The sequence below is a fragment of the Lysobacter sp. OAE881 genome (assembly GCF_040546665.1).
GTDB lineage: Bacteria > Pseudomonadota > Gammaproteobacteria > Xanthomonadales > Xanthomonadaceae > Lysobacter_J > Lysobacter_J soli.
Genome location: NZ_JBEPOG010000001.1, coordinates 2,478,839 through 2,489,511, shown reverse-complemented (window position 1 = coordinate 2,489,511; position 10,673 = coordinate 2,478,839). Strand labels below are relative to the sequence as shown.

At 67.2% G+C, this 10,673-nt stretch carries 11 protein-coding genes; 2 read left to right on the top strand and 9 right to left on the bottom strand.

All coding sequences use genetic code 11. The annotated features are described in order from the left end of the window. Window positions 1-108: 108 nt before the first annotated feature. The 4 genes from hflD to ABIE51_RS11500 are packed head-to-tail and all read right to left on the bottom strand — an operon-like array spanning window position 109 to window position 2,823. Entirely contained in the window at window positions 109-711 is a 603-nt protein-coding gene (gene hflD / locus ABIE51_RS11515; RefSeq protein ID WP_157031686.1) for a high frequency lysogenization protein HflD, read from the bottom strand. Between the two features lie 14 nt (window positions 712-725). Beyond that, window positions 726-1,847, bottom strand: coding sequence for a tRNA 2-thiouridine(34) synthase MnmA (gene mnmA, locus ABIE51_RS11510; RefSeq protein ID WP_192630839.1), 1,122 nt, complete (start codon window positions 1,845-1,847; stop codon window positions 726-728). Further along, window positions 1,844-2,323, bottom strand: coding sequence for an NUDIX hydrolase (locus ABIE51_RS11505; protein ID WP_192630838.1), 480 nt, complete (start codon window positions 2,321-2,323; stop codon window positions 1,844-1,846). The genes mnmA and ABIE51_RS11505 overlap by 4 nt, the downstream gene beginning before the upstream one ends. Next, a complete protein-coding gene (locus ABIE51_RS11500; protein ID WP_192630837.1) occupies window positions 2,323-2,823 on the bottom strand; it encodes a YbjN domain-containing protein in 501 nt (166 codons plus the stop codon). The genes ABIE51_RS11505 and ABIE51_RS11500 overlap by 1 nt, the downstream gene beginning before the upstream one ends. Window positions 2,824-2,957: 134 nt before the next feature. Between ABIE51_RS11500 and clpS the strand changes: the two genes are divergently transcribed. Beyond that, the gene (gene clpS / locus ABIE51_RS11495; protein WP_115841517.1) at window positions 2,958-3,278 is read left to right on the top strand and encodes an ATP-dependent Clp protease adapter ClpS; all 321 of its coding nucleotides are present in this window, start codon (window positions 2,958-2,960) and stop codon (window positions 3,276-3,278) included. Between the two features lie 139 nt (window positions 3,279-3,417). Further along, the gene (clpA, locus tag ABIE51_RS11490) at window positions 3,418-5,703 is read left to right on the top strand and encodes an ATP-dependent Clp protease ATP-binding subunit ClpA (RefSeq protein ID WP_192630836.1); all 2,286 of its coding nucleotides are present in this window, start codon (window positions 3,418-3,420) and stop codon (window positions 5,701-5,703) included. Between the two features lie 76 nt (window positions 5,704-5,779). Here clpA and ABIE51_RS11485 read toward each other — a convergent pair whose 3' ends face one another. The 5 genes from ABIE51_RS11485 to trxB all read right to left on the bottom strand — a co-directional run bounded on the left by ABIE51_RS11485 (window position 5,780) and on the right by trxB (window position 10,511). Beyond that, on the bottom strand, window positions 5,780-7,111 hold the full coding sequence (locus tag ABIE51_RS11485) for an aminotransferase class V-fold PLP-dependent enzyme (RefSeq protein WP_192630835.1): 1,332 nt from the start codon (window positions 7,109-7,111) through the stop codon (window positions 5,780-5,782). Window positions 7,112-7,245: 134 nt separating this feature from the next. Continuing rightward, window positions 7,246-7,464, bottom strand: a complete 219-nt coding sequence (infA, locus tag ABIE51_RS11480) for a translation initiation factor IF-1 (protein WP_031372296.1) — start codon at window positions 7,462-7,464, stop codon at window positions 7,246-7,248. A 98-nt stretch (window positions 7,465-7,562) separates the two neighbouring features. Further along, window positions 7,563-8,333 carry a leucyl/phenylalanyl-tRNA--protein transferase gene (gene aat, locus ABIE51_RS11475; RefSeq protein WP_192630834.1) on the bottom strand — a complete coding sequence of 257 codons (771 nt, stop codon included), beginning with the start codon at window positions 8,331-8,333 and terminating at the stop codon, window positions 7,563-7,565. Then, complete coding sequence (locus ABIE51_RS11470) at window positions 8,330-9,487, bottom strand: GNAT family N-acetyltransferase (protein ID WP_192630833.1); 1,158 nt, start codon at window positions 9,485-9,487, stop codon at window positions 8,330-8,332. The genes aat and ABIE51_RS11470 overlap by 4 nt, the downstream gene beginning before the upstream one ends. 70 nt (window positions 9,488-9,557) lie before the next feature. Beyond that, window positions 9,558-10,511, bottom strand: coding sequence for a thioredoxin-disulfide reductase (trxB, locus tag ABIE51_RS11465; RefSeq protein ID WP_192630832.1), 954 nt, complete (start codon window positions 10,509-10,511; stop codon window positions 9,558-9,560). Window positions 10,512-10,673: the final 162 nt, after the last annotated feature.

Sequence of the window (10,673 nt, the reverse complement as noted above, 5' to 3'; positions counted from 1 at the left end):
GACGATACTCGCGGCATTGGGGGCCGCGGTCTGGTGGGCGGTGGCGGCGGGCGCGGTCACGGGCTGACCGCGAACGCTCATCGCGAAGCGGCGAACCGCCGGGGGCGATCAACCTTCGAGGTGATCGCGAACGGCGGCCAGCAAGTCGCGGCGACGCAGCAGGAAATCCCACAGGCTGCCGCCGCACTGGCGCCAGAGCACGGCCGATCGCACGGCCGCGAGCAGGATCGCGCGCACTTCCGACACCACGTTCGCCTGGCCCAGGTAATGCGGGTTGCCCTGCACGAGCACGCGCGGGCGCAGGTGGCTGAGCGTTTCGGCGTAGAGCGAACCCAGCGCCGCCATCACGTCCGGATGCGTGCTTCCCATGCGCTCGGCATTGCCGGCCTGCGCGCGGATACCCGACTGCACGCGGCGCCCCATGTCGTCGTCGCGCACGAAACGGCGTTCCAGCTGCATCACCGCCAGCACCAGCCGCGGCAGCTGTTCGTCGCGTTGCGAGCTGCCGAAGTAGTCGCGCAGCAACGTCAGGCCCGGGCGCAGCGCCTCGACGTCGCCGTAGACGGCCTTCGGCGAGGGCGCATCGATGCGGAACACCGAATCCATCGCGGTGGTGAGGATGGCGGCGTTGGCCTGTCCGGTGTCCGCCACGCGACGTACCTGGGCCAAGGCCTGCACGAGGCCGGCGAGGGCGAGGACGCGCGTGGACATCGACGTGTTCTGGGTCATGCAGCTCGAGCCTTCAATCGTTCTTCCAGGGGCGCGTCAGTGGCGGCGATCACCGCGCCGCCCAGGCAGACATCGCCGTCGTAAAGCACCAGGGATTGTCCCGGCGTGACCGCGCGCTGCGCGCGGGCGAACCGCACCGACAGCGTGCCGTCATCGCGGACATCGACCTCGCAGGCTTCGTCGGCCTGCCGGTAACGCGTCTGCGCCGTGCACTCGAACCGCTTCGCCGGCGGGCTTCCCGCGATCCAGTGCGCCGCTTCCGACCACAGCGCCTGCGAATGCAGCCATCGGCTGTCGCTGCCCTGGTCGACGTACAGCACGTTCGCGCCGACGTCCTTGCCGACGACGTACCACGGCGCCGCTTCGAAGCCACGAACGCCGCCGATGTTGAGGCCTTCGCGCTGGCCGAGCGTGAAATAGAACACGCCCGGATGCCGCCCGATGACCTGGCCGTCGGGCGTACGCATCTCGCCTTCGCGCGCGGGCAGGTAACGGCCAAGGAACTCGCGGAAGTCGCGCTCGCCGATGAAGCAGATGCCGGTGGAATCCTTCTTCGCGGCGGTCGGCAACCCGGCGTCGAGCGCCATCTGGCGCACGTCGCGCTTGAGCAGCCCGCCGAGCGGGAACTTCGTCGCCGACAGCTGTGCTTGCCCGAGCTGGTGCAGGAAGTAGCTCTGGTCCTTGCTCCTATCCACCGCGCGCAGCAGCAGATGACGGCCGTCGCGCGCCTCGACGCGGGCGTAGTGCCCGGTCGCGATGAACTCCGCGCCCAGCGCGCGTGCCGCGTCGAGGAAATGCTTGAACTTGATCTCGCGATTGCACAGCACGTCCGGGTTCGGCGTGCGACCCGCGGCGTATTCGGCGAGGAAGTGCTCGAACACGCCCTTCCAGTACTGGCCGGAGAAATCGCGGAAATGGATCGGGATCCCGAGCCGGCCGCTTACGGCTACCGCGTCGCGGCGGTCGTCCTCGGCGCGGCAGTCCCCGGAACCATCGTCGTCCCAGTTCTGCATGAACAACCCGGCGATCGCCTCGCCCTCGTCGCGCAGGCGCAACGCGGCGACGGAGGAATCGACGCCTCCGGACATGCCGACCACGGTGCGCGGTGCCGTGCTCATGCGAGGTGCTGCGTGATGTCCAGGGAATGCCGCTTGCCGCCGAGGAAATCGGCCGCGACGCGCCAGACCAGCGGGCTGCGATGGCGCTCGTGCGCGGCCTGCAGCTCGCTCGGCGTCATCCACACGGCGCGCACGATGCCCTCATCGAGCGTGCGCGAAGGATCGTGCGCCACCGGCTCGGCGGCGAAAGCGAAACGCAGGTAATGGCGGCCGCCGCTTCCGTCCGGATTGACCGGCGCCTTCCACTGGTACGCGCCGACGAAGGCGGTCAGGCGCACGTCCCAGCCGGTTTCCTCGCGCGTTTCGCGCAGCGCGGCCTCGATCAGCGTCTCGTCCGGCTCCAGGTGTCCGGCCGGCTGGTTCAGGACGAGCTTCCCACCCACCGTCTCCTCGACCATCAGCAGCCGGCCGCCATCGACCACCACCGTGGCCACGGTGACGTCGGGCTGCCAGAACCGGCCTTGACGGTAGGTCATCAGAACTCGTCCTTGCCGGTCAGCTCGTTTTCCATCTGGTCGGCGGTGCGCAGGACGAAGTCGAGCGCGTCGGACAGATCGGCCTGGCTCGCGTCGGAGGCCAGCTTCACCACGAATACCGCCATGTCGCCCTGCTTGACCCACGCGCCGAGCTTGCTGGCGTGGCTGTCCTCGAGCAGCTTGTTGGCGACTTCCGCCGGAAACTGCGTGCCGCTCGCGCGGTACGCCGGCGCCCAGACCTCGCGCACCTTCATGTCGCCGAAACTTTCGACGGCCGAGATCACGAACGCCAGCTGCGAGCGGCCGTTGTCCATGTCGAAGGCGAGCTTGTAGTCGCCGTCGTCGTCGACTTCGTACTGGTACTTCAGGGCGTCGAGCTGCCGCGCGATGGCCGGATCGGCGGAACGGTCCGTTTCACGCGTGGACGTCGTGTCGGCGGCGAAGGCGGTCATCGAAACCGACAGCGACACCAGGGCGGCGGCGAGGGCGTGAAATCGCATGTAACGGTCCTTGGCGTGGAAGAGGGTGCGGGCGATCGACGACCGCAGGAATCAGGGCATTGTGCCGGCCGCCGGGCTCGGGCGTCCACGCAGGCGGGCGATGCGGCATTCCAGCGCGGCCTATAATCCCGCCCATGGCCAAACAGACCGAACACGAGCACCAGCACGGCGTACTGGTGGAGACGGGGAAGCCGGAAATCGCCCGGCCGCCGCTGTATTCCGTCCTGCTGCTGAACGACGATTACACGCCGATGGACTTCGTCGTCGAGGTTCTCATGCGTTTTTTCGCGATGAACGCCGAAAAGGCGACCCAGATCATGCTGCACGTGCATACCCGGGGGCGTGGCGTCTGCGGCGTTTTCACCCGCGAGGTCGCAGAATCGAAAGTGGCGCAGGTGAACGAATTTTCAAGACTCAACCAACATCCCTTGCTGTGCACGATGGAAAAGGCCTAAAAGTCCTGCTCAGTACGTCCTGAGCGATAAGGGCGGAACCCGCGGGGTCCACCCCGGATCCCGAAGCCTGGCGAGCATGGAATTCCCCATGTGCGTCCCCATCTAGGACGGCAGTAGCTTTCCGGAGGCTTACGCCACCATGTTCAGCAAGGATCTCGAATACAGCATCGGCCAGTGCTACAAGCGCGCCCGCGAGGCGCGTCACGAGTACATGACGGTCGAACACCTGCTGCTGGCGCTGCTCGACAACCCATCGGCCGAAGCCGTGCTCAAGGCATGCGGCGTGGATTTCCAGCGCCTGCGCACCGACCTGGAGCAGGCCATCGCCACCTCGGTGTCGGTGCTGCCCGAGGACGTCGACCGCGATACGCAGCCGACGCTGGGTTTCCAGCGAGTGCTGCAGCGCGCGGTCTACCACGTGCAGTCCAGCGGCAAGAAGGAGGTCACCGGCGCGAACGTGCTGGTGGCGATCTTCGGCGAGAAGGACAGCCACGCGGTCTACTTCCTCAACCAGCAGGACGTCGCCCGCCTGGACGTCGTCAATTACATCTCGCATGGCATCGCCAAGCACGGCGGCCAGGAACCCACGCGCTCCTCGCAGGAAGACGGCGAATCGCAGTCGGGCGAAGGCGGCGAGGGCGAAGGCAAGGGGGACGCGCTGGCCGAGTTCGCGGTGAACCTCAACCAGCTCGCGCGCGACGGCAAGATCGACCCGCTGGTCGGTCGCGCCGACGAAGTGGAGCGCACCATCCAGGTGCTGTGCCGCCGCCGCAAGAACAACCCGCTGTACGTTGGCGAGGCCGGCGTCGGCAAGACCGCGATCGCCGAAGGCCTGGCCAAGCGCATCGTCGATGGCGACGTGCCCGACGTGCTCATGGACGCCACCATCTATTCGCTCGACCTGGGCGCGCTGGTGGCCGGCACCAAGTACCGCGGGGACTTCGAGAAGCGCCTGAAGGCGGTCCTGACGCAGCTGAAGAAGCTGCCCGAGGCCGTGCTCTTCATCGACGAGATCCACACCATCATCGGTGCGGGTTCGGCGAGCGGCGGCACGATGGACGCCTCCAACCTCATCAAGCCGGCGCTGGCGTCGGGCGAGCTGCGCTGCATCGGCTCGACCACGTTCCAGGAATACCGCGGCATCTTCGAGAAGGACCGCGCGCTGGCGCGTCGCTTCCAGAAGATCGACATCGTCGAGCCGACGGTGGGCGAGGCCTATGAAATCCTGCAGGGCCTGAAGCCCAAGTACGAGGCGCACCATGGCGTGACCTACGCCGATGACGCGCTGCAGGCCGCGGTGGACCTGTCGGTGAAGCACATCGGCGACCGCCTGCTGCCCGACAAGGCCATCGACGTCATCGACGAGGCCGGCGCTCGCCAGCGCCTGCTGGCCGACGACGTGCGCAAGTCGTTGATCGACGTCGAGGAGATCGAGACGATCGTGGCCAAGATGGCGCGCATCCCGACCAAGCAGGTCTCCGCGTCCGACAAGGACGTGCTCAAGAACCTCGAGCGCAACCTGAAGATGGTGATCTTCGGTCAGGATCCGGCGATCGATACGCTGACCTCGGCGATCAAGCTCGCGCGCTCGGGCCTTGGCAATCCGGACAAACCGATCGGCAACTTCCTGTTCGCCGGCCCGACCGGCGTGGGCAAGACCGAGGTGACCAAGCAGCTCGCGCTGCAGCTCGGGATCGAGCTCGTGCGCTTCGACATGTCCGAGTATATGGAACCGCATTCGGTCAGCCGCCTGATCGGCGCCCCTCCGGGCTATGTCGGTTTCGACCAGGGCGGCCTGCTGACGGAGAAGATCGTCAAGACGCCGCACTGCGTGCTGCTGCTGGACGAGGTCGAAAAGGCGCATCCGGACATTTTCAACATCCTGTTGCAGGTCATGGATCGCGGCATCCTCACCGACACCAACGGTCGCGAGGCGAACTTCAAGAACGTGATCCTGGTGATGACGACCAATGCCGGTGCCGCGCAAGCCTCGCGCCGGACGATCGGCTTCACGCGCCAGGACCATTCGACCGATGCGATGGAAGTGATCCGCCGCAGCTTCACGCCGGAATTCCGCAACCGCCTCGACGCGGTCGTGCAGTTCCAGGCGCTGGGCTTCGACCACATCCTGCGCGTGGTGGACAAGTTCCTGATCGAGCTGGAAACCCAGCTGCACGAAAAGGACGTCTCGCTGTCGGCCACGCCGACCGCACGCGACTGGCTGGCGCAGCATGGTTTCGATCCGCTCATGGGCGCCCGTCCGATGGCCCGCGTGATCCAGGACAAGATCAAGCGTCCGCTGGCCGACGAACTGCTGTTCGGCAAGCTGGTCAACGGCGGCAAGGTCAGCATCGACGTCAAGGAGGACGAACTGGTTGTCACCGCGCAGGCCGAGCCGGAAAAGCTGTTGCCGGCGACGGTCTGATCACGGCGGGGCAGTAATGCAAACGCCGGGCGGCTTCGAGTCGCCCGGCGTTTTCTTTTTTGGCGGGATCGTTCCGTCAGCTCTTCGCCACTTCGCGAAGCGCCGCCAACGCCTGGTCGACCTGGTCGGGGGTGTTCATCAGCCCGCCGGCGAGGCGCGCGTAACTCACGGCGTACGGGCTGCTGCTCGCCAGCACCTTGCGCGTCAGCATCGCCGCGACGACCTGGTCCGGCGTCTTGCCCTTCAGTTCGAAGCAACAGATGCCGGCAGACAGGCCCGGATCGCGCGGCGTGTGCAGCGTGAGCCCCGGAATGCCGGCGAGCCCGTCCTTGATGCGCCCGTTGAGTTCGGCGACGCGTGCCGCCACGCGCGGCCGTTGCAGCTGCTGCTGCAGCGCGAAGGCGCTCGCCAGCGCCCAGTGGTGTTCGTACGCGTGGAATCCGCCGGGCGTCACGCGCGCGGCGACGTTGGGGCCGCGCGGCGGGCGGTCGTCCTTCCACGCTTCGTAGAGTTCGAGGTCGGAGAAAGACGGAATCGTCGGCCGCAACCGCGCCCAGTTTTCCGCCGACGCCCACACCAGTCCGGTGCCGCGCGGGCCAAGGATCCACTTATGCGTACCCGCGCAGAAGTAGTCGACGCCCAGTTCCGCGGCTGCCGCATCGATGCAGCCGAAGCCGTGTACGCCATCCAGCACGATCCGCACGCGCTGGTCCTCGCTGCGTTTGGCGTTGATCTCGGCCACGGCGTCGGCGATCTGCCGAACCGGCGCACGCAATCCCGTGCTCGACTGCACCCAGGTGATGCCGAGGATGCGCGTCTTCGGTCCGATGCCCTCGCGCACGGCGGCGACGATGCCCTCGACCGTGGCGTCTGCCGATCGCTCGAACAGCCGGATCTTCCGCACGCTGGCGCCGTTGCGCATCGCCGACAGGCGGATCGCCTCGTGGTGGACGACGTGGTCGTGCACGGTGGTCAGGATCTCGTCGCCGGGTTGCAACTGCAGGCCGTGGTAGACCAGCGCCAGCCCCATCGTCGTGCTGCCGGTCAGTGCGATGTCGTCGGCGCGCCCACCGAGGTAGGGCGCCGCGGCTTCGCGGACCTTTCGTTCGAGGTTCTGTTCGTCCGACCCGAACATGCCGTGCTCGACCGTGAGAAGGGGGTTCTCGTCGAGCGTGCGGCGGAAGGCGTCGATCGCCTGGCGGACCGGTTCGGGATGCGACGCGATGAAGAACCCGGAGAAGTGCAGGTACGCCGGATCGAGGCGGAACAACCCGCGCACCGCCTCCCAGTCGTCCAGCCGCGGCAGGGGCGGCGTGTTGGCGGCCAGGGCGGCAAGCAATCCGGTGGGCGCCGCGGCGGCGGCGAACAGCGCGCCTTGTGCGGCGAGGAACGCACGACGACTGGGCATGGCAGGACCCCGAATCGACCGGTGGCCGGTCCATGGGGACAACGCGCGATTGGCCGCGCGACGGACACCCGGAAACGAAGAAAGCGGCCAGTGGCCGCTTTCCTTTCAAACACTTGCCGCAACTATCGAATCGATTACTTCATGCGGTAGGTGATGCGACCCTTGGTCAGGTCGTACGGGGTCATTTCGACCTTCACCTTGTCGCCGGTCAGGATGCGGATGTAGTTCTTCCGCATGCGGCCGGAGATGTGGGCAATGATCTCGTGCCCGTTTTCGAGGCGCACCCGGAACATGGTGTTCGGAAGGGTTTCCGCCACCGTGCCCTCGAATTCGATCACGTCGTCTTTTGCCATGTGCTTCCTGGAGAGTGGGTCGTGAGCCGCGTCCGGGAGCGGAGCGGCAACGAAGCCCCGCATTTTGCCATGCCGGTGGCGTTCGTGCAAAAAATCGGTTAAGGATCGTGGCAAGCGGGCCCTGCGGCCCTTGCCGGCTCTGCCAGCCGTGTTGCGGGCCAGCAGCCCACGCGCCCGGACCACGAGCCCACGATACCGGGCTCGGCGATCAGTTCCGCGACAGCGGCTAGGAACCGCGGCCGCGGCCACAGCTCCGCGCCGAGGCTGAGCAGGTGGTCGTTCTCGACCTGGGCATCAACGAGCGGAAAGCCCCAGCTGCCCAGGTGCGCCGCCAGCGCGGCGAGCGCGACCTTCGAGCCGCCGGACTCGGCACTGAACATGCTCTCGCCGAAGAACATGCGGCCGATCGCCACGCCGTAAATCCCGCCGACCAGTCGCTGGCCTTCGAACACTTCGAACGAATGCGCGTGACCGAGCTCATGCATCCGCTCGTAGGCGGCGCGCATCTCGCGCGTGATCCACGTGCCCCGCTGGCCAGGACGAGGCGTCTCGGCGCAGGCCCGCATGACCTCGGCGAACGACGTGTCGGCCCGGATTTCCCACGTCGAACGACGCAGGCCGCGCCGGAATTTCGAACCCAACCGCACGCCGTCGGTGGCGAACATCGTGCGCGGATCCGGGCTCCACCACAGGATCGGCTGGCCCTGCGAATACCAGGGGAAAATCCCGTGGCGATAGGCGTTGAGCAGCCGTGGCGGACTCAGGTCGCCGCCGATGGCCAGCAGCCCGTCGGGCTGGCGCAAGGCCTGGTCGACCGGCGGAAACGGTGCATCGGGTTCGGGCGGCAGCAGCGCGGGGAGGGTGCTCACGCCGGTGATGATGGCGCATCGGTGCCCGCATCGGCCGACTTGAACGGCGAATGCGCGGCGAGCGTGCGGGCGTAGGCGCGGATCGACGCGGCTTCCTGCGAACACCACTCGCGCAGCGCGTCGCGGAAGCCTTCGTGCGCGATCCAGTGCCGGCTACGCACGAACGTCGGCAGGAAGCCGCGCGCGAGCTTGTGTTCGCCCTGCGCGCCGGGCTCGAAACGGGTGAGGCCCTCTCGCAGGCAGTACTCGATGCCCTGGTAGTAGCAGGTTTCGAAGTGCAGTCCGGGCACGGTTTCGGTCGCGCCCCAGTAGCGGCCGTAGAGCGTGTCGCCGCCGCGCAGGCAGAGCGCGCCGGCGATCGGCGCGCCGTTGCGCATCGCCAGCATGATCACCAGCGACGTCGGCATCTCGCGGGCGAGGTGCTGCAGGAACTCCAGCGTGATCGCCGGATGGTTGCCGTACTCGGCGAACGTCTGCAGGTAGAAGTCGTGCATCGCCGACAGGTCATCCGCGCTGGCCTGCGTGCCATCGACCACGCGGAACACGATGCCGGCACGTGCGACCTTCGCGCGTTCCTGGCGGATGTTCTTGCGGTGCTTGTGGTCGAACGCGGCGAGGTAGTCGTCGAAACCGCGCCAGCCGCGATCGTTGCGCCAGTGGTATTGCACGTCGATGCGCGACAGCCAGTCGCCGCCGAAGTCGGCGTCGTCATGGTCCGTGTGGAAGTTGACGTGGACCGACGACAGCTCGTTGCTTCCGCACAGCGCGGCCATCGTCTCGACGAGCAGGCGCCGTCGATCCGGTGTCTTCGCCAGCAGGCGCGGCCCGGTCACGGGCGAGTAGGGCACGGCACCGAGCCACTTCGGGAAGTAATCGAGGCCGGCGCGCGCATAGGCGTGCGCCCAGGCGTGGTCGAACACGAACTCGCCGTGCGAGTTCTCCTTCAGGTACGCCGGTGCGGCGGCGATGAGTTCGTCGCCTTCCCACAGCGTCAGGTGTTGCGGGCGCCAGCCCCACTTCTCGCGAAGGCAGCCGTGCCGCTCGAGCCCTTGCAGGAAGGCATGCGCGATGAAGGGATTGCGGCCGTCGTGCAGCCCGTCCCACCGCGAGGGCGAAACCTGCGCGAGCGAGTCGAGGATGCGGGCGGTGGGCATCGGTGCGTCGGAGCGGGAATTCCGTGACACGGATGACGCGGCAGCACCGCGTCATCCGTGGGTGCGTTCCTCAGCCTTCCTTGTCGAGGAACTTCTCGGCATCGAGCGCGGCCATGCAGCCGAAGCCCGCCGACGTGATCGCCTGGCGGTATACCTGGTCGGCGACGTCGCCCGCGGCGAACACGCCCGGCACCGACGTCTGCGTCGCGTTGCCGTCCAGGCCTGTCTTGATGACGAGGTAGCCGTTCTTCATTTCCAGCTGGCCTTCGAACAGCGACGTGTTCGGCGTGTGGCCGATGGCGACGAACAGGCCGTGGATCGCGATGTCCCTGGTCGAACCGTCCTGTACCGACTTCACGCGCACGCCGGTGACGCCCGCATCGTTGCCGAGCACGTCGTCGACCTGGTGGTGCCACACCGGCTCGATCTTGCCGGACTGGATCTTCGCGAAGAGCTTGTCCTGCATGATCTTCTCGGCGCGCAGCGTGTCGCGGCGATGCACGAGGTAGACCTTGCGCGCGATGTTCGACAGGTACAGGGCCTCTTCAACCGCGGTGTTGCCGCCGCCGATCACCGCCACGTCCTGCTCCTTGTAGAAGAAGCCGTCGCAGGTCGCGCACGCCGACACACCGCGGCCCTTGAACAGGTCTTCCGACGGCAGGCCGAGGTACTTCGCCGTCGCGCCGGTGGCGATGATCAACGCGTCGCAGGTGTATTCGCCGCTGTCGCCAACCAGTCGGAACGGACGCGAGGACGTGTCCACGGTGTGGACGTGGTCGAACACGACTTCGGTGTCGAAGCGCTCGGCGTGCGCCTGCATGCGCGCCATCAGGTCCGGCCCCATCAGGCCGTGCGCGTCGCCGGGCCAGTTGTCGACTTCGGTCGTCGTCATCAGCTGGCCGCCCATCTGCAGGCCGGTGATCACCAGGGGCTTCAGGTTCGCGCGCGCCGCATAGACGGCGGCCGTCCAGCCGGCCGGGCCGGAGCCGAGGATGATGACTTTGGAGTGCTTCGATGGGCTCATGGGTATAATTGCGTGCTGTTTGGATGCGCTGCGCGCGAAAGGGTTCGTTGCATGAACCGCCATACGCAGGCGTGTGCAACGAATGCAGGAGTCATAGCTTGGCGGCGCGGTCCCCCTAAAACAAGGCACTGAACCGGGCCTGCCGCGCGACGCAATGTTGCA

Excerpts from the sequence above, each read along its gene's own strand:
- clpA (WP_192630836.1), top strand. The coding sequence starts at position 3,418 with ATGTTCAGCAAGGATCTCGAATACAGCATCGGCCAGTGCTACAAGCGC.
- trxB (WP_192630832.1), bottom strand. The coding sequence starts at position 10,511 with ATGAGCCCATCGAAGCACTCCAAAGTCATCATCCTCGGCTCCGGCCCG.
- hflD (WP_157031686.1), bottom strand. The coding sequence starts at position 711 with ATGTCCACGCGCGTCCTCGCCCTCGCCGGCCTCGTGCAGGCCTTGGCC.
- ABIE51_RS11505 (WP_192630838.1), bottom strand. The coding sequence starts at position 2,323 with ATGACCTACCGTCAAGGCCGGTTCTGGCAGCCCGACGTCACCGTGGCC.
- mnmA (WP_192630839.1), bottom strand. The coding sequence starts at position 1,847 with ATGAGCACGGCACCGCGCACCGTGGTCGGCATGTCCGGAGGCGTCGAT.
- ABIE51_RS11500 (WP_192630837.1), bottom strand. The coding sequence starts at position 2,823 with ATGCGATTTCACGCCCTCGCCGCCGCCCTGGTGTCGCTGTCGGTTTCG.
- ABIE51_RS11485 (WP_192630835.1), bottom strand. The coding sequence starts at position 7,111 with ATGCCCAGTCGTCGTGCGTTCCTCGCCGCACAAGGCGCGCTGTTCGCC.
- infA (WP_031372296.1), bottom strand. The coding sequence starts at position 7,464 with ATGGCAAAAGACGACGTGATCGAATTCGAGGGCACGGTGGCGGAAACC.
- clpS (WP_115841517.1), top strand. The coding sequence starts at position 2,958 with ATGGCCAAACAGACCGAACACGAGCACCAGCACGGCGTACTGGTGGAG.
- ABIE51_RS11470 (WP_192630833.1), bottom strand. The coding sequence starts at position 9,487 with ATGCCCACCGCCCGCATCCTCGACTCGCTCGCGCAGGTTTCGCCCTCG.